This window comes from Streptococcus pluranimalium, assembly GCF_047785745.1.
In the GTDB taxonomy this organism is placed as follows: domain Bacteria; phylum Bacillota; class Bacilli; order Lactobacillales; family Streptococcaceae; genus Streptococcus; species Streptococcus pluranimalium_B.
The window spans coordinates 1-20,610 of record NZ_JBLOJT010000023.1 but is presented as its reverse complement, the minus strand read 5'-3'; the positions used below and the strand labels follow the sequence as shown (position 1 = coordinate 20,610).

General features: G+C 39.4%; 18 protein-coding genes and 3 pseudogenes. 16 read left to right on the top strand and 5 right to left on the bottom strand.

Annotated features, from left to right (window positions below; genetic code table 11):
* Positions 1-69: 69 nt before the first annotated feature.
* Positions 70-1,296 carry a peptidase T gene (pepT, locus tag ACMZ6U_RS04450; RefSeq protein ID WP_416106596.1) on the top strand — a complete coding sequence of 409 codons (1,227 nt, stop codon included), beginning with the start codon at positions 70-72 and terminating at the stop codon, positions 1,294-1,296.
* Positions 1,297-1,358: 62 nt separating this feature from the next.
* Here the strand turns inward: pepT and ACMZ6U_RS04445 are convergent.
* Positions 1,359-2,108 (bottom strand): annotated as a pseudogene (locus ACMZ6U_RS04445) (DDE-type integrase/transposase/recombinase); the annotation flags it as partial.
* Positions 2,104-3,211, bottom strand: a pseudogene (locus ACMZ6U_RS04440) (transposase); the annotation flags it as partial. The pseudogenes ACMZ6U_RS04440 and ACMZ6U_RS04445, both read right to left, overlap by 5 nt.
* Before the next feature lie 140 nt (positions 3,212-3,351).
* On the opposite strand from ACMZ6U_RS04440, the pseudogene ACMZ6U_RS04435 reads away from it, so the two are divergent.
* The 4 genes and pseudogenes from ACMZ6U_RS04435 to ACMZ6U_RS04420 all read left to right on the top strand — a co-directional run bounded on the left by ACMZ6U_RS04435 (position 3,352) and on the right by ACMZ6U_RS04420 (position 7,473).
* Positions 3,352-3,713: pseudogene (locus ACMZ6U_RS04435) on the top strand (peptide deformylase).
* Between the two features lie 76 nt (positions 3,714-3,789).
* The gene (locus tag ACMZ6U_RS04430) at positions 3,790-4,350 is read left to right on the top strand and encodes an NADPH-dependent FMN reductase (protein ID WP_416106594.1); all 561 of its coding nucleotides are present in this window, start codon (positions 3,790-3,792) and stop codon (positions 4,348-4,350) included.
* A 171-nt stretch (positions 4,351-4,521) separates the two neighbouring features.
* The gene (locus tag ACMZ6U_RS04425; protein WP_416106592.1) at positions 4,522-5,733 is read left to right on the top strand and encodes a quaternary amine ABC transporter ATP-binding protein; all 1,212 of its coding nucleotides are present in this window, start codon (positions 4,522-4,524) and stop codon (positions 5,731-5,733) included.
* A gap of 15 nt (positions 5,734-5,748) precedes the next feature.
* Positions 5,749-7,473: an ABC transporter permease/substrate binding protein gene (locus ACMZ6U_RS04420; protein WP_416106600.1), complete on the top strand. Its 1,725-nt coding sequence runs from the start codon at positions 5,749-5,751 to the stop codon at positions 7,471-7,473.
* 27 nt (positions 7,474-7,500) lie between these two features.
* Here ACMZ6U_RS04420 and ACMZ6U_RS04415 read toward each other — a convergent pair whose 3' ends face one another.
* Positions 7,501-8,397, bottom strand: a complete 897-nt coding sequence (locus ACMZ6U_RS04415) for a LysR family transcriptional regulator (RefSeq protein WP_416106590.1) — start codon at positions 8,395-8,397, stop codon at positions 7,501-7,503.
* A 187-nt stretch (positions 8,398-8,584) separates the two neighbouring features.
* Here ACMZ6U_RS04415 and ACMZ6U_RS04410 point away from each other — a divergent pair, with 187 nt between their 5' ends.
* From ACMZ6U_RS04410 to fni, 6 genes are all read left to right on the top strand, one after another.
* Positions 8,585-9,271, top strand: a complete 687-nt coding sequence (locus ACMZ6U_RS04410; RefSeq protein WP_416106588.1) for a gamma-glutamyl-gamma-aminobutyrate hydrolase family protein — start codon at positions 8,585-8,587, stop codon at positions 9,269-9,271.
* Between the two features lie 204 nt (positions 9,272-9,475).
* Positions 9,476-10,354 carry a mevalonate kinase gene (mvk, locus tag ACMZ6U_RS04405; RefSeq protein ID WP_416106587.1) on the top strand — a complete coding sequence of 293 codons (879 nt, stop codon included), beginning with the start codon at positions 9,476-9,478 and terminating at the stop codon, positions 10,352-10,354.
* Positions 10,336-11,268, top strand: coding sequence for a diphosphomevalonate decarboxylase (gene mvaD / locus ACMZ6U_RS04400; RefSeq protein ID WP_416106585.1), 933 nt, complete (start codon positions 10,336-10,338; stop codon positions 11,266-11,268). The genes mvk and mvaD overlap by 19 nt, the downstream gene beginning before the upstream one ends.
* Before the next feature lies 1 nt (position 11,269).
* Positions 11,270-12,280, top strand: coding sequence for a phosphomevalonate kinase (locus tag ACMZ6U_RS04395; RefSeq protein ID WP_416106583.1), 1,011 nt, complete (start codon positions 11,270-11,272; stop codon positions 12,278-12,280).
* Positions 12,268-12,816, top strand: a complete 549-nt coding sequence (locus ACMZ6U_RS04390; RefSeq protein WP_416106582.1) for a GNAT family N-acetyltransferase — start codon at positions 12,268-12,270, stop codon at positions 12,814-12,816. The genes ACMZ6U_RS04395 and ACMZ6U_RS04390 overlap by 13 nt, the downstream gene beginning before the upstream one ends.
* Positions 12,800-13,816, top strand: a complete 1,017-nt coding sequence (fni, locus tag ACMZ6U_RS04385) for a type 2 isopentenyl-diphosphate Delta-isomerase (protein ID WP_416106580.1) — start codon at positions 12,800-12,802, stop codon at positions 13,814-13,816. The genes ACMZ6U_RS04390 and fni overlap by 17 nt, the downstream gene beginning before the upstream one ends.
* 10 nt (positions 13,817-13,826) lie before the next feature.
* On the opposite strand, the gene ACMZ6U_RS04380 is transcribed toward fni, so the two are convergent.
* Positions 13,827-15,107 (bottom strand): hydroxymethylglutaryl-CoA reductase, degradative, encoded by a 1,281-nt coding sequence (locus ACMZ6U_RS04380; protein WP_416106578.1) that lies wholly within the window; start codon positions 15,105-15,107, stop codon positions 13,827-13,829.
* The gene (locus ACMZ6U_RS04375; protein ID WP_416106598.1) at positions 15,100-16,275 is read right to left on the bottom strand and encodes a hydroxymethylglutaryl-CoA synthase; all 1,176 of its coding nucleotides are present in this window, start codon (positions 16,273-16,275) and stop codon (positions 15,100-15,102) included. Before ACMZ6U_RS04375 ends, ACMZ6U_RS04380 begins: the two co-directional genes overlap by 8 nt.
* 192 nt (positions 16,276-16,467) lie before the next feature.
* On the opposite strand from ACMZ6U_RS04375, the gene ACMZ6U_RS04370 reads away from it, so the two are divergent.
* The 5 genes from ACMZ6U_RS04370 (at position 16,468) to ACMZ6U_RS04350 (ending at position 20,565) form a co-directional block, all read left to right on the top strand.
* Positions 16,468-17,307, top strand: a complete 840-nt coding sequence (locus ACMZ6U_RS04370; protein ID WP_416106577.1) for a thymidylate synthase — start codon at positions 16,468-16,470, stop codon at positions 17,305-17,307.
* A 69-nt stretch (positions 17,308-17,376) separates the two neighbouring features.
* A complete protein-coding gene (locus ACMZ6U_RS04365) occupies positions 17,377-17,880 on the top strand; it encodes a dihydrofolate reductase (RefSeq protein WP_416106575.1) in 504 nt (167 codons plus the stop codon).
* A 190-nt stretch (positions 17,881-18,070) separates the two neighbouring features.
* On the top strand, positions 18,071-19,300 hold the full coding sequence (gene clpX / locus ACMZ6U_RS04360) for an ATP-dependent Clp protease ATP-binding subunit ClpX (RefSeq protein WP_104967639.1): 1,230 nt from the start codon (positions 18,071-18,073) through the stop codon (positions 19,298-19,300).
* Positions 19,301-19,310: 10 nt separating this feature from the next.
* A complete protein-coding gene (gene yihA / locus ACMZ6U_RS04355; protein WP_416106574.1) occupies positions 19,311-19,910 on the top strand; it encodes a ribosome biogenesis GTP-binding protein YihA/YsxC in 600 nt (199 codons plus the stop codon).
* Between the two features lie 7 nt (positions 19,911-19,917).
* Positions 19,918-20,565 (top strand): deoxynucleoside kinase, encoded by a 648-nt coding sequence (locus ACMZ6U_RS04350; RefSeq protein ID WP_416106572.1) that lies wholly within the window; start codon positions 19,918-19,920, stop codon positions 20,563-20,565.
* The last annotated feature ends 45 nt before the right edge of the window (positions 20,566-20,610 follow it).

Here is a 20,610-nt window from a genome sequence, read left to right as displayed (position 1 = left end):
AAAAATCTACTCGTAGGAGTGGATTTTTTGGTATAATTCAGTTGAGATAAATAAGAAAGAGGTTCTTTTATGGCATATTCAAATTTATTAGATCGTTTTTTAACATATGTGAAGTTCAATACACGTAGTGATGAAACCAGTCAGACAACACCTAGTACACAAAGTCAGGTTGATTTTGCCTTAACGATTCTAAAACCAGAAATGGAAAAAATTGGTTTACAAGATGTTCATTATTTAGAGTCAAATGGTTATATTGTCGGAACATTGCCAGCAAATTCTGACAAATTCAGCTACAAAATTGGCTATATTTCTCATATTGATACAGCTGATTTCAATGCTGAAGGTGTCAATCCCCAAATTATTGAGAACTATGATGGCTCTGATATTCCGCTAGGAGAATCAGGATTTCAATTGTCACCGACTGATTTTCCTAATCTAAACAATTATCATGGACAAACCTTAATCACTACCGATGGTAGGACACTTCTAGGATCTGATGATAAATCTGGTATTGCCGAAATCATGACTGCTATTGAGTATTTTACAACTCATCCAGAGGTTGAACATGGGGAAATTCGTGTTGGCTTTGGACCTGATGAAGAAATTGGTGTGGGTGCAGATAAGTTTGATGTTGCTGATTTTGATGTAGACTTCGCCTACACGGTTGATGGTGGTCCACTTGGTGAACTTCAATTTGAAACCTTTAGTGCAGCTGCAGCCGATATTACCTTTAAAGGTCGCAATGTCCATCCTGGCACAGCTAAGGATCAAATGGTTAACGCTTTTCAACTGGCGATTGATTTTCATAATGCGCTTCCGGAATCAGATCGTCCAGAATTAACCGAAGGCTACCAAGGCTTTTATCATCTACACGGACTTGACGGTGCAGTAGAAGAAGCACATAGTTCTTACATTATCCGAGATTTTGATAGTACTGCTTTTGAAAATCGTAAGGAGTTAATGTTAGATATTGCGGCAAAAATGAATGAAGAGCTTGGTCAAGAACGTGTTTTAGTTAGTTTGAAAGATCAATACTTTAATATGCGTCAGGTAATTGAAAAAGATATGACACCAATTAATCTTGCAAAAGAGGTGATGGAAAAACTTGATATTAAGCCGATTATTGAACCTATCCGTGGTGGAACAGATGGCTCTAAGATTTCCTTTATGGGTATTCCAACACCAAATATTTTTGCTGGTGGAGAAAATATGCACGGTCGTTTTGAATTTGTCAGTCTTCAAACGATGGAAAAAGCAGTTGATGTTATTGTTGGTATATCGACCGCTGTGAAATAGTGAACATTTGTCAATGATGTGAGACCAAAAGAGTTGTTTACGAAGAATGGTTTGTTATCCTATCAGGAGCTAGCTCCTGATAGGATTTTTCTGATTTCGATAGGAGATTTCCAACCTAAAGTCTGCATAGGTAGTCTGTTTGATTTGTAGAGATAGGCTTTCATTTGTTTGTTGAGGTCTTCGTAAGAGTAAAACTGGAGATGTTGGTAAAAACGTTCATTGTCATTGCGATGGCTACGCTCCACCTTGCCATTGTGACGAGGCGTTCTAGGACGAATACACTTGTGCTCAATTCCTAGTTTCTGACAGAGGATATCAAGCGGGTGTATCTGCTTTGTTTCCCTGAAATGAGTGAACTCAAAGCCATTATCGGTTTGAAAGATTTGAGGCTGGTAACCAAAATGCTTAATGGCCATCTGAAGAAATTGGACAGTAGAGTGAGAGGATTGTTCCTTGAAAGGGAAGATGAACCGCTCGCGACTGGCCTCATCAATGACAGTGTACTGATAGAACTTGTCAGGCATAGTGCCTGTATAACAGTGTTTAGGGACAAATTTCACGTCCATCTGCCATTTGACTCCGATCTTTTTAGGGGTGTCATAAGGTTTAGGAACGTAAGATTTCCTTTTGCTTTTTTTCTGTTTGAAGAAACCGAGTTTTCTGAGAATACGAAAGAGTGAGCAGGGATGTCTGTCATAGCCTTTTTGAGTTTTGAGCTTGTCAAAGATTTCGATGAGAGAAGCCTTTGGATGACGACGAATGATGTTTTTAATCCAGGTCAACTCTTGTTCCGTGTGCGCTTTAGGAAAAGGTTTTGAAAACTGTTTGAAACTTTTTATTTACAGTCTCCAGATGCTCCTCGATCAAGTCAAAAAAGTGGCTAGCTTGTTTCTCTTGAAAATGAAACAGTAATAGTTGATATAGGTCATAATAATAGCGCAGTTCCTCAGAGAAAGGTAAAGTCTCCTGAACAATCTACCGAGGGGTTACGGTTTGTTTAAAGGTCCTTGAATAGAACGTCTCCAGAGATAGTTTGCGACTATCTTTTTGTAAGATTCGCCAGTGATTCTTCATCGCACGGTAAGGAAGTGATTGCGTTTCAAAGCTCTTCATGATGGCAATTCTCGTAGCCATCATAGCCCTGCTTAGGTGTTGGATGATGTGGAAGCGATCAAGGACAATACGAGCTTTTGGGAGTGAAACAGTCCAGTGGACTGTTTCAGCCTGAGCCTAAAAATAAGAGAGCGAAGGTCTTGATGATGGGAATGTAGCTACCAGACATGTCCACAGTGACAACTTCAACCGTCTCACGAACTTTTCTTGGAAATTTGTAGAAGAAGTTCTTAATCGTGGTTTGTTTATTGTCTTCAAGCACGGTGACGATTTGTCTGGTCTCAAAGTCCTGAGCAATGAAGGCTAATTGTCCTTTGTTTCTCGAAAATTCATCCCAAGACAGAACGGCAGGTAGCTTATCAAAGGTCTCCATGATTTGGAAGTTTTCGAGTTGTCTTTGGACAGTCGCTACCGAGACATGACATTGCCTAGCGATGGCGGCATTGCTTAAGGTATCTGTTAGAAGCTGTGTGATTTTAGCCCAGACCGGTTGCGAGATTTGGCAGTTTCTTTTCACTAATGGGCTTTGTGCAACGACAACCTTACGACAGCTTTTGCATTGAAAACGGCGCTTCTTGAGTTTTAAGACGGTTGGCATGCCTTGAACATCCAAAATCGGGATGGTTGATGGTTTTTGAAAGTCGTATTTAATCATATTTCCACAACAAAAAGGACAAGTAGGCGCTAGATAATCAAGTTTAGCCCGTATTTCAATATGAGTTTGATGTTTCAAAACAAAAGAAATAGTGATATTGTTATCTTTCAATCCAATTAAATCTGTGGTATTCTTAAATAGTTCCATATGACACTTTCTAATGATGGTTTAGTCGCTTTTCATTATAAGTCATGTGGGACTTTTTGCATACAGTCAAAAAGCCCTATAACATCCGCAGTGGATTTTACCCACTACAGTCATTATAGAGCCGGTAAAATGAGGTTATCATGATTAAAACAATTGTCAAAGACACTATTTTTCTAGGACAACAATCCCAAGTTGCAACCAAAGATGATCTTTATATAGCACAAGATTTACAGGACTCACTTGATTATCATCGGGAAGATTGCCTTGGTTTGACAGCTCATATGATTGGCTATCAAAATCGCGTGATTATCATCAGTATAGGCTTTGCAGACTTGGTCATGTTTAATCCTGAGGTCATCTCTAAAAGTGAGCCTTACGCTATCGAAAGATAAGGATGACTTACCGCGACAATAATTGGATGACAAAAACGCTTACTCAAACTGACTCACCGGCACAAATCTGCCAGCATGAGTTGGATTATCTAGAAGGAATTATCATCTAGCCAAACAAATGGGTTGAAGAAAGTTTGGAAAAATTTTACTATTAAAGTAGTTGGTTTACAAAATGGAGGTGAGCAATTGATTAATCGTTTAGGCATTATTGTGGGAAGTATTCGAGAGCAATCGTACTCGAAAGCATTAGCTAAGGCTTTGTCAGGTTTTGTTCCTGAAGCTATTGAGGTTAGTATGATTCGTATTGATGATTTGCCTCTTTTTAACCCTGACATCGATCAAAATGCAGCTCTTAGACCAGATAGTTATGAACGTTTTAGAAGTGAAGTTAAGTTACAAGATGCTTTAGTGATTATTAGTCCAGAGTATAATCGGACTATTCCTGCTGCTTTAAAAAATGCTATTGAAGTAGGCTCTCGCCCTATGACTGATATCGCTTTTAATGGCAAGCCTACTTTGGTTGTCACTCAGTCTGCTGGGAGTATGGGTGGTTTTGGGGCCAATCATCATTTACGTCAGGCTTTGGTCTTTTTAAATGCTATTGCCATGCCTCAGCCAGAGGTTTATTTAGCTGAAATTCATAAAATAATTGATAAAAATGGCAATATCTTAAAAACCGATACGACAACTTTTTTGCAAATTGTCATGACAAACTTTTTGGCTTTTGCTAGCCATATCGCGGATTAAACGACCACATTAGTCTTTCGATGTGGTTTTTTGATGTTGTTTTAGTTCTTTTAAGAAAAAATTAAGCTTTTGTCTTGACTATGAGACCACATTAATATAATATAGAGTGGTAACTTAGTGACGACATTACATTTCAGATGAGATGGTCACTATTTCAGGAAGGAGAAAGTTGTGACACTTTTAGAAGTCAAGAACTTGACCAAAGTATTTGGTAAAAAACAAAAAGCTGCGCTTGATATGGTCAAGCAAGGTAAATCAAAAACAGATATTTTAGAAAAAACAGGTGCCACTGTTGGGGTCTATGATGCTAGTTTTGATATCAAAGAAGGAGAAATCTTTGTTATCATGGGGCTTTCAGGATCTGGTAAATCAACATTGGTTCGTATGCTTAATCGTTTGATTGAACCATCATCAGGTAGCATTATGCTTGATGGTAAGGATATTTCTAAGATGAATGCAGAAGAACTCCGTAATGTTCGTCGTCATGATATCAATATGGTTTTCCAAAGTTTCGCCTTATTCCCACATAAGACCATTTTGGAAAATACGGAGTTCGGTCTGGAACTTCGTGGAGTTCCTAAGGATGAAAGACAAGAAGCCGCTGAAAAAGCGCTTGATAATGCAGGACTTCTAGCCTTTAAAGATCAATATCCGAACCAATTATCAGGTGGTATGCAGCAACGTGTTGGTTTAGCGCGTGCCCTTGCAAATAAGCCCAAAATTCTTTTGATGGATGAAGCCTTTTCAGCCCTTGATCCACTGATTCGTCGTGAAATGCAGGATGAGCTTTTAGATTTACAGGATGCTAACAAACAAACCATTATTTTTATCAGTCACGACTTGAATGAAGCTCTTCGTATTGGGGATCGCATTGCTCTTATGAAAGATGGTCAAATCATGCAAATCGGTACTGGTGAGGAGATTCTTACCAATCCAGCTAATGATTTTGTTCGAGAGTTTGTAGAGGATGTCGATAGATCGAAAGTCTTGACGGCACAAAATATCATGATTAAGCCGATAACAACAACCCTTGAGTTGGATGGTCCTCAAGTAGCGCTTATGCGCATGCACACAGAAGAGGTGTCAATGCTAATGGCAACCAACCGTCGTCGCGAATTGATCGGAGCTGTCACTGCTGATGCCGCTATAGAAGCCCGTAAAAAAGGGTTATCACTTTCAGATGTTGTTGATCGTGATGTTTTAACGGTTTCTAAAGATACTATTATTACGGATATCATGCCTCTTATCTATGATTCAACTGCACCAATCGCCGTGACCGATGATAATAACAAACTACTTGGTGTTGTCATCCGTGGTCGTGTGATCGAAGCCTTGGCAAATGTTCAAGACGATGCAGAAGCAGTAGAAACTGTTGAGAAATAAAGAAAGAGGTAATCAATTTTGGATATTTTACAAAAAAAATTACCAGTTGCTCAACTGGTAGAAGCATTTACTGAATGGATTACAAAGACTTTTTCAGGACTCTTTGATTTCCTACAAATGATAGGTAGTACTATCATGGATTTTGTAACCAATACCTTGGTTTTCATCAATCCGCTCTTATTTATCATTTTAGCAACTGTTGCTGTTTTCTTCTTAGCTAAGAAAAAATGGCAAATCCCAACCCTAACTTTTTTAGGGCTCTTGTTTATTTATAACCAAGGTCTCTGGGAAGAATTACTGAACACCTTCACCTTGGTATTGGTAGCTAGTTTAATTTCGATTGTCATTGGTGTTCCTCTTGGGATTTGGATGGCTAAAAACAATACGGTTAAGAATATTGTTAACCCGATTCTTGACTTTATGCAAACCATGCCAGCCTTCGTTTACTTGATTCCTGCCGTAGCCTTCTTTGGTATTGGGATGGTACCAGGTGTTTTCGCCTCAGTGATTTTCGCCCTACCACCAACTGTTCGTTTTACCAATTTGGCTATCCGTGAAATTTCAACTGAGTTGATTGAGGCTTCTGATTCATTTGGTTCGACACCATCACAAAAACTCTTTAAAGTGGAGTTGCCTCTTGCTAAAAATACGATTATGGCAGGGGTTAACCAAACCATGATGTTGGCCCTTTCAATGGTTGTTACTGGATCAATGATCGGTGCTCCTGGACTTGGACGTGAGGTATTATCAGCCCTTCAAAAAGCAGATATTGGTAACGGTTTTGTATCGGGGATTTCCTTGGTAATCCTGGCAATCATTCTTGACCGTGTGACACAAGCTTTCAATGCCAAATCAGAAGATGGAAAACCCAAAACTTCTATTAATAAATACGTAGGGATTGCAGTCTTAGTGTTTTTCTTTGGTGCTGCCCTTGGTCGTATCATTGTCACTATGAATTCTGAGAAATCAGGTAAAGGTGAGACTGTCCGTATCTCATATGTTCAATGGGACTCAGAAATTGCTTCAACAAATGTTATCGCAACGGTCTTGAAAGATCAAGGCTATCAAGTTGATATGATACCACTTGATAATGCAGTCAATTGGCAAACCATTGCTAACGCAAATGCTGACTTTTCAACAAGTGCTTGGTTACCAGTTACCCATGGCGATCAATATGAAAAATATAAAGATAAATTGGATGATTTAGGTCCTAATTTAGAAGGTACAAAGTTGGGACTTGTTGTTCCAGCCTATATGTCTATTGACAGTATTGATGAGTTATCAGATCAAGCTGGATCTACTATTACAGGTATTGAGCCAGGAGCAGGTATTATGAATGCTGCGGAGAGAGCGCTAGAAGATTATAGCAATCTTTCTGGTTGGGAATTAACCTCAGCATCAACAGGTGCGATGACATCTTCATTAGGAAAAGCCATCAGTGCTAAAGATGACATTATCATTACAGGATGGTCTCCACACTGGATGTTCTCAAAATATGACTTGAAATATTTAAAAGATCCTAAAGGATCATTTGGTGCAGAAGAAAATATCAATACCATTGCTCGTAAAAGCTTGAAAGAAGATATGCCAAAACTTTATGCTATTATCGATAACTTTAACTGGACCTCAGCGGATATGGAAGAAGTTATGCTTGACATGAATGAGGGTATGTCTCCTGAAAAAGCAGCTCGTAAATGGGTAGATGCTAACGAAGATAAAGTCAATGAATGGCTTAAATAATAGTGAAGAAGTCCTTTGGGCTTCTTTTTAGTTTGCGATGACTAATTCTTTTTTGATGGCTTCGATGAAGGCATGGGCAATCTCAGATGTTTTTTTCTGGTTGGAGATGACATAACCTAGGGTATGGATTGTACTATTTTCCAAGGGAACAAGCTTGATATGTTCTTTAACAAAGCCTGTCACAATACCCAAACCAGAAGCATAGGCTTGGGTTGCTAAAAGCATGTTCATCAAGCTACCGCGGTCATTAGCATAGATTACCTTCTGACCGTCCTCGATAGCTAGGGGGTCTTCATCAAAAGTCATTCCAGAGTCATCTTGACTGAAGCGGATTTGAGGATAGCCTTGCAAGTCAGATATGTTTAATGCTTCCCTATCAGCTAAGGGGTGCATTTTGCTCAAAAAGATACGTGTCTGAAAATCCCCTAGAGGTATGAAGGAAAGGTCCTTTTGTTTAAAACGACGCTCTAAACTGGACTGGTTGCTCTCATCCAGATAAATAATCCCCAAGTCACTTTGAAAAGAAGCAACATTATCGATGACAGCTTTTGTAGTCGTTTCTATCAACTGGAATTCTTGATAATCCTGAGAAAATAGTTCTGAAATTGTAGCTAGAGGTTGTGATAAAAAGTCATAGTGGTGACTAGCGACGACAAAACTTTTCTTAAAATCTTCTTGGTACCGATGTTGAAGAAAGTCCAATTCACCAATAATGCGTTTAGCGTATTTAATGAAATCATAACCATCATCAGTCAAGCGAGCACCAGTATTAGAACGAATGAAAAGTTGGACCCCAAGTTCTTCTTCTAATTGATGGATAGAAGAGGAGAGGTTGGGTTGGCTAACAAATAAGCGTTTGGCTGCTTCGTTGAAAGAGCCAGCTTCAGCAATAGTAACAACGTAGCGACATTGTTGAAAATTCATAGAACCTCCGAAATCATGTGTTGCAACCATTATATCAAAAAGATTAGTAACTATATTTTAAAATTCTGATAGCAAGTTTGAAAGTGTCTATAAGTTTTTCTTATACCTATTTATCAAAAATAAAGATTAGGCAGGATAACGGTAGCATGTTAAGATAGTAACATCAAAAAAAGAGAGGTAACATGTCATGGGGAAACCAATTATCGGCATTACAAGCACTGAAACCAAGGTATCACCTGACGGTTTGATGATTCATAGCTCGGTGTCTCGTCACTTTGCGCGTGCAGTTATCAAAGCTGGCGGTGTACCAATTCATATCCCAGTTTGTAACCCAGACATGGCAGAATCTTATATTTCTATGATTGATCGTTTGATTTTATCAGGTGGTCAAGATGTGCAACCCTCCCTTTATCAGCAAGACAATGATAAGGATACCAGTCTTTATTTTCCGGAGAGAGATGATTTTGAATTTGCGCTTGTCCAAGAAGCTATTCGCCAGAAAAAACCGATTATGGGAGTTTGTCGAGGTATTCAACTTTATAATACAGTTCAAGGTGGTAGTTTGAACCTCGATATCAAGGGTCATCAGCACGAAAATCCTGAAGTTCTGGTTCATGGTATCTCAGTTGAAAAAGGCAATGCGCTTCACGATATCTTTGGAAACAAAGGAGATGTCAATTCCTTGCACCATCAAAGCATCAAGGATTTGGCACCGGGACTGAACATTTTAGCGCGTGATAGCAAGGACGAAACGATTGAAGCTGTTCAATCTAGAGATAAACGTAGTTTTCTTGGGGTGCAATGGCATCCAGAATACCTTTTGGACATCAATCCCAAAAGCCAGTCTCTGTTTAATTATTTTCTTAGTTTATAGTAGGTCACCAGTCATGATAACATAGAATGCTATCGTTCTCCTTCATTCGACTGGGGCTTACGTTAACATTCCTATTCAAAACGAATGGGAATTTTTTGTTTTGATTGATCAAGTTAAATCAGCTATTCAGACGATTCTAAGTCGCAATTTCTGAAAAAATAGGGTAAAATAGTTCTGATACAAATGGTTAAAAGAAAAGATAAAATGATGACATCTATTGGAATAGGTAAGTCGCATAGCAAGATTATTTTGATGGGAGAGCATTCCGTTGTTTATGGCTTCCCAGCTATCGCCTTACCACTAAAAAATATTGAAGTGACCTGCCAGTTGACGCCAGCTGATCAGCCTCTGAAAATGACAATTGCTGATCCTTTGGTCACAGCGATTTTTGCTGCTTTGGAATATTTGGAAATTCCCCAAGCACAGGTTCAGTATAAGATTACCTCTTCTGTCCCTCAACGACGTGGCATGGGATCTTCAGCAGCAGTAGCCATTGCAGCTATTCGATCGGTTTTTGATTATTATGATAAGCCCTTGGACAATCAGACCTTGGAAATGCTGGTTAATCAAGCGGAAATTATCGCTCATACCAATCCAAGTGGTCTTGATGCAAAGACATGTCTTAGTGATGAAGTGATCAAATTCATTCGTAATATTGGCTTCTCAACTTTAGAAGTCGACTTAGATGCATACCTTGTGATTGCGGACACAGGTATTCACGGACATACTAGAGAAGCAGTTGAAAAAGTAGAGGCGCAGGAAGAAAAAGCTCTTCCCTTACTACATGGTCTTGGTCAGTTGACAGATGACTTTGAAGAAGCAATGGCCGATAAAAACCTGGAGCGCATGGGACAAGCCATGAATCATGCCCATGATTTGCTAGATGAACTAGGTGTTTCAAGTTTACAAGCCAATCATTTAGTAAAAGTAGCTAGAGACCATCAAGCTCTGGGTGCTAAAATGTCTGGTGGTGGTCTTGGTGGCTGTATCATCGCCCTTGTCGAAACAAAAGAAGAAGCTGAGCATGTCGCACAGCAATTAGAAAAAGAAGGAGCCCTTAACACATGGATCGAAAACCTGTAAAGGTCAAATCGTACGCTAATATTGCCATTATTAAATATTGGGGAAAAGCAGATGCTGAAAAAATGATTCCTTCAACCAGCAGTATTTCCTTGACTTTGGATAATATGTTTACAGAAACGCAGTTGAGCCCACTGCCTGATGCTAAGTCAGATGAATTCTATATTGGTGATGTGAAACAAGAGGGTGATGAACTTAAGAAAATGAGCCAGGTTCTAAACCTTTTTCGTACAGATCCATCAGACTTTATCAAAATTGAAACTTGGAATAACATGCCGACAGCGGCAGGTTTATCATCAAGTTCTTCAGGTTTGTCAGCACTTGTCAAAGCAGCTAATGACTATTTTCAAGCTGGTAAAAATCAAAGTGAGTTGGCACAAATAGCTAAGTTCGCTTCAGGATCATCTTCTCGTTCCTTCTTTGGGTCATTGTCAGCTTGGGATAAGGATACAGGAGAGATTTACCGTGTTGAAACCGATCTTAAGCTAGGGATGATTATGTTAGTTCTTAATGATCAACGAAAACCAGTTTCAAGTCGTGAGGGTATGAAGCGTGCTTCAGAAACATCAGCTTATTTCCCTGAGTGGATTAAACAGTCTGAGCAGGATTACAAGGACATGCTGGGCTATCTCAAAGACAATGCGTTTGAAAAAGTTGGTGAATTGACAGAGAGCAATGCTCTTCGCATGCATGAAACCAACCATCAAGCTCAACCATCCTTTTCTTATCTAACGGATAAGACCAAAGAAGCCATGGATTTCGTCAAGAAACTTCGTGAGTCAGGTGAAAAATGTTATTTTACCATGGATGCAGGTCCAAATGTCAAAGTTCTTTGCCTAGAAGAGGATTTGGAGCGCTTGGCAGCTATTTTCAAAGAAAACTATCACGTCATTATCTCAAGAACAAAGGCTCTCTAAGATGAAAAAAATCAGTGTTCAAGCGGGAGGAAAACTCTACCTTGCGGGAGAATATGCCATACTAACTCCCGGGCAGACCGCTATCATCAAAAATATCCCCATTTACATGACGGCTCAAGTGAGAGAAGCTGATCAGCTGAAACTGCAGTCAGATATGTTTGATTATTCTGTTGATATGGAACCTGATAAGGGCTATGCCTTGATCCAAGAGAGTGTCCAAATCTTTGCCCTTTTTCTCGGAAAAACAGTAGAAGCCTTAGCCCCTTTTGAACTATCGCTATCAGGAAAGTTGGAAAAAAATGGTAAGAAGTTTGGTATCGGATCAAGCGGTAGCGTGACAGTTCTTACCATTAAGGCTTTAGCTGCTTTTTTTGATATCTCGCTCACCAAAGATCAGCTTTTCAAGCTAGCTGCCTATACCCTCCTGAAGCTTGGAGATAACGGCTCTATGGGTGACATTGCTTGTATCGCTTATAACGACTTAGTCGCCTATACCTCCTTTGATCGTGAGACTATTTCGGACTTGATTTTGAAGGAATCCTTAACAACACTCTTAGAGATGGATTGGGGTTATGAGATTGTCACCTTAGTACCCCAACTAAAAGCAGATTTTTTAGTGGGCTGGACAGCTCAACCAGCTCTCTCAAGTCAGATGATTAAAGACTTAAAAAGTCATCTATCAGTCAACTTCTTATCCCAGACACAAAAGCAGGTTTTAGCTTTAAAAAGTGCCTTACAAGCAGGTGATAGAGATACTATGGTACACTCGCTAGAAACGGTCAGTGACTTGTTAGTGTCACTCAGTCCAGCTATTTACACGGATAAATTAAAGGCTCTCAAAGAAGCAGCTGAAGGACTAGAAGTGGTTGCTAAATCATCTGGTGCTGGCGGTGGTGATTGTGGCATAGCTATCTCCCTTAACCCAGATCATACGACTCTCTTAAAACAAAGGTGGAAGGACTCTGGGATTGATCTGTTGTATCAAGAAAGTTGGTCAAAATGTCAGATTTAGTATTAATGAAACCAAATACAGACGCCTTAGAGACAATAGTGGCCTATAAAAACGAATTTTTAGAAGCCAAAGAACATCTTTATGGCGGTGCTCACTTGGCGGATTATGATGATTTGGAAGCTTGGATCGAACATACAAAAGCTATTGAGACTGAGGAAGGAGTGAAAAAAGGACGCGCGCCCTCGTCAACCTTTCTATGCATTCGTCAATCCGATCAAAAAATGGTTGGTATTTGCAATATTAGGCACCATTTACAGCAGGCATTTTTGATAAACTTTGCTGGTCATATTGGCTATTCCATTTGTCCGAGCGAGAGGCGCCAAGGATATGCCAAAGAGCAGCTCAAACTTGCTTTGATAGAAGCCGAGAAACTAGGTATCACTAAAGCTTTGGTGACTTGTGATCATCAGAATATAGCTTCAGAAAAAACCATCTTAGCCAATGGTGGGATTTATGACAATATTTATGTAGACCCAGAAGACCATTCACAAACGAAACGCTTCTGGATAGAGGTAATCGATGGAAACAAACCGTAAAGATGATCATATTAAATACGCTCTGACATACCAATCGCCCTACAATAGCTTTGATGATATGGAATTGGTTCATCGCTCTCTGCCTGATTATGACTTGGCTGATATTGATTTATCAACCCAGTTTTTAGGCATGGACGTTGATTTTCCTTTTTACATCAACGCCATGACTGGTGGAAGTCAAAAAGGTGGTGACATCAACCAAAAACTGGCGGCATTAGCTGAGGCGACAGGGATTATCATGGTAACTGGCTCTTATTCAGCAGCTTTGAAGGACCCAACAGACACCAGTTTTCAAGTCAAAGAAAATCATCCCAAGCTAACTTTAGCTACCAATATTGGGATTGATAAAGACTATAAACTTGGCTTGAGAGCCGTTGAAGAGATGCAGCCTGCTTTTCTTCAAGTTCATGTCAATCTCATGCAAGAACTTCTTATGCCAGAAGGGGAAAGAGAATTCCGCTCGTGGAAGGAAAACTTAGCCAATTACGCCACGTATATGCCAGTACCAATCATGTTAAAAGAAGTTGGGTTTGGCTTGGATTTAAAATCTATGAAAATAGCCTATGATCTGGGTGTTAGAGCCTTCGATATTTCAGGCCGTGGTGGGACGAGTTTTGCTTATATTGAAAATGAGCGTGGTGGTGACCGTTCTTACCTAAACGAGTGGGGCCAAACGACTGTCCAAGCGCTTTTAAATGCCCAACCAATGATAACAAAAGCAGACGTTTTAGCTTCAGGCGGCGTTCGCCATCCTCTTGATATGATTAAATGCCTAGTCCTGGGGGCTAAGGCAGTTGGCTTATCGAAAACAGCTCTCGCTTTGGTTGAAAACAAGACCATGGATGAGGCGATTGCAACTGTCAATGGCTGGAAAGATGACCTCCGTCTTATCATGTGTGCTCTTAATTGCCCAAAAATATCTGATTTGACCAAAGTTGATTACATGCTTTCTGGTAAATTAAGTCACCTCACAAAAGCAGACGTTCAAAAAAGAAGCTAGGCAGGTAAGCCTAACTTCTTTTTCCATTTCTTAAGCTATTTAGCAAGCTTTCGGCTGTTGTTAAATTCATATGTTTTTCGTTCAAGAGTTTCTGAACAAGTGGGCCAACTTCAGCTTCCTTTGCTCCAGCAAGGAGTGCTAGAGATTTAGCTTGCAATTTCATATGTCCCGCCTGGATACCAGTTGATGTCAATGCTTTTAGAGCTGCAAAATTTTGCGCCAAACCTAGTGAGACAATTAAGCCAGCTAACTCTTTAGCATCAGGATTTCCAAGTAAGTCATGTGCAAGTTGAACGGTGGGATTTAGCCCAATAGAGCCACCACGTGTTGCTATTGGCATAGGTAGGGTTATCTGTCCATGAACGGTAGCAGTAGCTTCATCATAGTTCCAATGGCTAAGACCTCTGTATTGACCATTTCGACTGGCATAGGTGTGAGCCCCAGCTTCGATAGCCCGCCAGTCATTTCCAGTTGCTATTACCAAAGCATCAATGCCGTTGAAAATGCCTTTGTTGTGGGTGCTAGCTCGGTAGGGATCGACCTGCGCCAAACGACTAGCCATGACGAGTTTCTTGGCAAGATGATGCGCCTCTTCTTTGTTACGACTAAGACTGGAAATGCTGATGGTACACTCAGCAGTGACCAAGCTCTCAGTTGCATAGTTGGATAAGATAGCCATCAAGGCATGTCCATCACTCAAGTTTTCTAGGGTTGGAACAAGAGCCTCCATCATGGTATTAACCATATTGGCACCCATAGCTTCTTTGGTATCGACTGAAACATAAACAATGAGAAAGTCTTCTTTCTGTTCAATCCATAAATCACGAGCTCCGCCGCCACGTTTGACGATAGATGGATGGGCTTGATTGGCAAGCTCCAATAAAAAGGATTTTTGCGTCATGATATGAGTAAAAGCTTTTTCAAAATCTGTTACATCAAATAGAGCAACCTGCCCAATCATTTGGCGACTATGAACAGTCGTTGTAAAACCACCGGAGTGATTAGTCAGTTTTGCAGCAAAACTAGCAGCGGCTACCACAGATGGCTCTTCTGTCACCATAGGTAGCTGATAAGATTTTCCATTGACTAAGAAATCCGGAGCGATGGCAAAGGGTAAAGCAAGTTCTGTCACGACATTTTCTGCCATTTGATTAGCAATTTCTAGAGGTAAGGAAACTTGATTTTCCAGGATGTCTTGACTTTCCGAGTCAAGTAGACCAAATGTTTTGATGAGTTCAATGCGTTCTTGTGGGCTCTTTTTAGCAAAGCCAGTCCATTTTAACTTAGTCATGTTCATTTCTCACATAGATACGTTGATGATTTTGAATACTTTCTAAAGCGTAATCCCCTGTAGCATAAGTGTCAAAGTTTGCACTGCCATCTTCAGTCAAGTCAGCTTCTTCATAAAACAGTTTCTCGTAGTCTCCGATACTAAGAGTATGGCGTTTCTCCAAGTTAGCCATACGATCGCTACGGAGCATGCCTTTAAAACCGTCAACCAGTTGAAGGGAGAAAATTTCAGAAACGGCACCAGAACCATAAGAGAAGAGACCTATTTTATCACCAGCTTTAAGCGTTTGGCTGTTTTCAAGAAGTGATAGTAGACCAAGATATAGGGAACCGGTATAGATGTTACCTACTTGTCGACTGTATTGAATAGAAAGATCAAAATTATCAGTCAGTCTGTCCTTAGCTCGGTCATCCATATCTTTAGGCATAATTTTGTTAAGCCCCTTTAAGGCTAACTTAGGGTATGGCAGGTGTAAACAGAAAGCTGCAAAGGCAGATAGTTCTGCGTTATGACGCTTTTGATACTCCACCCAAGTGGTTTTTAAACTATCCAAATACTGTTTGGTCGAGTAAATACCATCAACAAAGGGTGTTGTTGAATAGTTTGGTCGCCAGAAATCATAGATGTCACGGGTTTGAGCAACGTTATCATCTAAGAAGGTTGCAATACGAGGATTTGATGTGACTAGCATAGCAACAGCTCCAGCTCCTTGAGTGGACTCACCTGCAGACTCAATACCGTATTTTGCGATGTCACTGGCAATCACTAGAACTTTGCTTTCTGGATTTTTTTCGACGTGTAATTTGGCGTAGTTTAAACCAGCAGTTCCTGCATAACAAGCTTCTTTTATCTCGATAGAACGAGCAAAGGGCTGAATGTCCAGTAGGTGGTGAACGTAAACGCTGGCAGCTTTAGATTGATCTATCCCAGATTCAGTAGCTATGATTACCATGTCTATGCTAGATTTATCGTCGTCTGTCAAAATTTCTTGAGCGGCAGAAGCAGCCATAGTCACAATATCTTCAGTAATTGGTGCAATGCTCAAAGCATCAAGCATCAAACCGGTAGTGTATTTTTCAATTTTTTGCCCGCGAGCTTGGGCTAATTCTTCTAAATTAAGAACATATTGACTGGTTGCAAAACCAATCTTATCAATTCCGATGGTCATCATAACCTTCCTTTATTATTGTTAATAAATTTTTTCAGTAATTAAATTGTAACATAAAATGAGAGATTGATTGTTATTTTGATATATCAAAGCAAGTATCATCTTTAAAAACTATCTTTTCTAGTGGAAAAAAAGTGGAAATTTCGATAAAATAAATTAGTTATAGAAAAAATAAAAGAGGTGACCAAGCCCATGACTAAAGCAGATGATGTTTTTAAGGCTAATATTAAGCGCATCTTAGACGAAGGTGTCATGTCTGAACAGGCACGTCCAAAGTATAAGGATGGTCGGACAGCAAATTCTAGGTATGTGACAGGATCATTTGCAGAGTATGATTTAGCCAAGGGAGAGTTTCCTATCACAACTTTACGACCAATTCCGATAAAATCTGCTATCAAGGAAGTTCTCTGGATTTACCAAGACCAGTCCAATAGTTTGGATGTTTTAGAAGACAAATACAATGTTCATTATTGGAATGATTGGGAAGTGGATGGCAGTCGAACGATTGGTCAGCGTTATGGTGCTGTCGTCAAGAAACATGATATCATTGCTAAAATTTTGAAACAGTTGGAAGAAAATCCATGGAACCGTCGCAATGTTATTTCGCTTTGGGATTATGAAGCTTTTGAAGAAACTGGTGGCTTACTACCGTGCGCGTTTCAAACCATGTTTGATGTTCGTCGAGTAGATGGTGAGATTTATTTGGATGCTACCTTGACCCAACGTTCTAACGATATGTTAGTGGCTCACCATATCAATGCCATGCAGTATGTAGCCCTTCAAATGATGATTGCAAAACATTTTGGCTGGAAGATTGGTAAATTCTTTTATTTCATTAACAATCTTCATATCTATGATAATCAGTTTGAACAGGCTAATGAGCTATTCAATCGTGACGCAAGTGATTGTCAGCCACGGTTGGTTCTTAACGTTCCTGAGAAAACGAATTTCTTTGATATTAAAGCCGAGGATTTTTCTTTGGTGGATTACGATCCGGTCAAACCACAGTTGAGTTTTGATTTGGCTATTTAGCGATTTTATCTCAGCATTTTTGCTTAAAAATTGCTAGAATAATGAGAGATATTAAAAAGTAGGAAGCAAATGAGCAAAGACATTATTGCCATCTGGGCAGAAGATAAAAATCATTTAATTGGTTGCAAAGACAGCCTGCCATGGCGTCTACCAAAAGAATTAAATCACTTTAAAGAAACGACGATGGGGCAAGTCTTATTAATGGGGAGAGTCACTTTTGAAGGGATGAATAGACGTGTTCTCCCAGGTAGACAAACTATCGTCTTAACGAGAGATAGCGATTATGAGGCCGAGGGAGTTCTTGTTCTGCATTCAAAAGAAGAAGTGCTTGATTGGTTTGCTAGTCAAGAAAAAACCTTATATATTGTTGGCGGTTCCCGTATTTATCAGAGCTTTTTAGATGTAGCCAACACCTTACTAAAAACAGAAGTTGATGGTGTTTTTGCAGGAGATACTTATTTCCCTGAATACCCAGAGTCAGATTTTGAACTTGTTTCCGAATCTTTCTTTGAAAAAGATGACAAAAATGCCTACGACTTTACGGTTAAAAAATGGATTAGAAAGGTGAAATAAGCCATGCAACGTAGTTTATTTGGTGTTTTTACTGCATGCCTAGCCATTATTTGTTTTTTATGTGCTTTACCAGCATTCAAAAAAAATCGATACGGCTTAGGGAGTATCCTTTTATTAAATGCTTTCACAAATCTAGTCAATACGATTCACGCCTTTTACGGCACACTATTTTAGGAGATAAGAAAAAATCATGGTTGGAAATCGAACAAATGATACAATGGTTCATTGCTCTTTCTGTGGCAAGAACCAAGATGAGGTTAAAAAAATTATTGCAGGTAATGGAGTGTTTATCTGTGATGAATGTGTAGCTTTATCACAAGAAATTATTAAAGAAGAGTTGGCTGAAGAAGTTTTAGCTGATTTGACAGATGTCCCAAAACCAAAAGAGTTATTGGATATTTTAAACCAATATGTAGTTGGTCAAGATCGCGCCAAACGTGCTTTAGCCGTTGCTGTTTATAATCATTATAAGCGCATTAGTTTTACAGAAAGTCGTGACGAAGAAGATGTTGTTCTTCAAAAATCAAATATTTTGATGATTGGACCGACAGGTTCAGGAAAAACCTTCCTCGCCCAAACTTTGGCTAAAAGTCTCAATGTGCCATTTGCAATTGCGGATGCGACATCATTGACTGAAGCAGGCTATGTGGGAGAAGACGTTGAGAATATCCTTTTAAAACTCATTCAAGCAGCAGATTATAATGTTGAGCGTGCCGAACGTGGCATTATCTATGTCGATGAGATCGATAAAATTGCTAAAAAAGGGGAAAATGTATCCATCACGCGTGACGTTTCCGGTGAAGGGGTACAACAGGCGCTTCTTAAAATTATTGAAGGGACAGTTGCTAGTGTACCACCACAAGGTGGACGTAAACATCCTAGTCAAGAGATGATTCAAATTGACACTAAGAATATCCTGTTTATTGTTGGTGGTGCTTTTGATGGAATCGAGGAAATCGTTAAACAACGTCTTGGGGAAAAAATCATTGGCTTTGGTCAAAATAATAAGAAAGTTTCAGATGACTCTTCATACATGCAAGAAATCATTGCTGAAGATATTCAAAAATTTGGACTTATCCCGGAATTTATCGGTCGCTTGCCTGTGACAGCAGCACTTGAGCAGTTGACTGTTGATGATTTAATCATGATTTTGACAGAGCCTAAGAATGCTCTTGTTCGACAATATGAAACGCTTCTTTCTTATGATAATGTAGAGTTAGACTTTGATAGAGCCGCTTTAGAATCAATTGCGGCAAAGGCTATTGAACGTAAAACAGGTGCGCGTGGTTTACGTTCAATTATCGAAGAAACGATGATGGATATTATGTTTGAAGTACCAAGTCAAGAAAATGTTAAGCGTGTTCGTATCACCAAAGAAGCAGTAGATGGTACTGGCCAGCCAATTTTAGAAACGGCTTAGGAGGACTCCCATGGCTGAAGAACAGGTTTTAAATACCCATAATGCCTCAATCCTTTTGAGTGCAGCCAATAAATCGCATTACCCACAGGATGATTTACCAGAGGTGGCATTGGCTGGTCGTTCAAATGTGGGAAAATCTAGCTTTATTAACACGCTTTTAGGGCGTAAAAATTTAGCTCGTACATCAGGAAAACCAGGGAAAACCCAACTGCTCAATTTTTTTAATATTGATGATAAGTTGCGTTTTGTTGATGTTCCAGGATATGGCTATGCTAAAGTCTCAAAAAAGGAGCGTGCTAAATGGGGCAAGATGATTGAAGAGTATTTGGTCACCCGTGATAACTTGAGAGTAGTTGTTAGTCTGGTTGACTTGCGTCATGAGCCTTCTCAGGATGATATTCAGATGTATGAATTTCTCAAATATTATGAAATTCCCGTCATCGTTGTTGCTACCAAAGCAGATAAAATTCCTCGAGGGAAGTGGAATAAACACGAATCTGCTATCAAAAAGAAATTGAATTTTGATCAGAATGATGCCTTTATCGTCTTTTCATCGGTTACACGCGAAGGTCTGGATAAATCATGGAATACGATTCTAGATTACCTTTAGGAGAATTATGTTGATTGTATTAGCTGGAACTATCGGAGCTGGGAAAAGCTCTCTTGCCAAGGCTCTAGGAGAACATCTGGGAACAGATGTTTTTTATGAGTCAGTTGATAATAACCCTGTTTTAGATTTGTACTACGAAAACCCAAAACAATATGCCTTTTTATTGCAGATTTACTTTTTAAACAAACGATTTGAGTCAATCAAGGCAGCTTATAAAGATGATAACAATGTGCTTGACCGTTCTATCTTCGAAGACGAGCTCTTTTTAACCTTGAACTACAAGCAAGGGAATGTGACTAAAACAGAGCTGGAAATTTATAAGGACCTACTCAATAATATGATGGAAGAATTGGATGGAATGCCTAAAAAGCGTCCAGACCTTTTGATTTATATTGACGTTTCCTTCGAAAAAATGTTAGAACGTATCCAAAAACGTGGACGCTCATTTGAACAAATCGATGGTAATCCTGAATTACACGACTATTACCAACTGGTTCATGCGGAGTATCCTGACTGGTATGAACAATATGATTTTTCGCCTAAGATGCGAATAAAAGGAGATGATCTAGACTTCGTCACTTCTGAAAAGGATTTGCAGACTGTTCTTGCTATGATTGATGAACAGTTAGCAGTTTTAGATCTACAAAAAAAGTAGGAGAAGTAGGGAAAGCTACTTTTTTTGAAAAAAATAATAGTTTAG

Bases quoted from the DNA above. Each gene is read 5' to 3' on its own strand.
- pepT (WP_416106596.1), top strand. From the start codon at position 70: ATGGCATATTCAAATTTATTAGATCGTTTTTTAACATATGTGAAGTTC.
- ACMZ6U_RS04415 (WP_416106590.1), bottom strand. From the start codon at position 8,397: ATGAATTTTCAACAATGTCGCTACGTTGTTACTATTGCTGAAGCTGGC.
- ACMZ6U_RS04410 (WP_416106588.1), top strand. From the start codon at position 8,585: ATGGGGAAACCAATTATCGGCATTACAAGCACTGAAACCAAGGTATCA.
- mvk (WP_416106587.1), top strand. From the start codon at position 9,476: ATGATGACATCTATTGGAATAGGTAAGTCGCATAGCAAGATTATTTTG.
- mvaD (WP_416106585.1), top strand. From the start codon at position 10,336: ATGGATCGAAAACCTGTAAAGGTCAAATCGTACGCTAATATTGCCATT.
- ACMZ6U_RS04395 (WP_416106583.1), top strand. From the start codon at position 11,270: ATGAAAAAAATCAGTGTTCAAGCGGGAGGAAAACTCTACCTTGCGGGA.
- ACMZ6U_RS04390 (WP_416106582.1), top strand. From the start codon at position 12,268: ATGTCAGATTTAGTATTAATGAAACCAAATACAGACGCCTTAGAGACA.
- fni (WP_416106580.1), top strand. From the start codon at position 12,800: ATGGAAACAAACCGTAAAGATGATCATATTAAATACGCTCTGACATAC.
- ACMZ6U_RS04380 (WP_416106578.1), bottom strand. From the start codon at position 15,107: ATGACTAAGTTAAAATGGACTGGCTTTGCTAAAAAGAGCCCACAAGAA.
- ACMZ6U_RS04375 (WP_416106598.1), bottom strand. From the start codon at position 16,275: ATGACCATCGGAATTGATAAGATTGGTTTTGCAACCAGTCAATATGTT.
- ACMZ6U_RS04370 (WP_416106577.1), top strand. From the start codon at position 16,468: ATGACTAAAGCAGATGATGTTTTTAAGGCTAATATTAAGCGCATCTTA.
- ACMZ6U_RS04365 (WP_416106575.1), top strand. From the start codon at position 17,377: ATGAGCAAAGACATTATTGCCATCTGGGCAGAAGATAAAAATCATTTA.
- clpX (WP_104967639.1), top strand. From the start codon at position 18,071: ATGGTTGGAAATCGAACAAATGATACAATGGTTCATTGCTCTTTCTGT.
- yihA (WP_416106574.1), top strand. From the start codon at position 19,311: ATGGCTGAAGAACAGGTTTTAAATACCCATAATGCCTCAATCCTTTTG.
- ACMZ6U_RS04350 (WP_416106572.1), top strand. From the start codon at position 19,918: ATGTTGATTGTATTAGCTGGAACTATCGGAGCTGGGAAAAGCTCTCTT.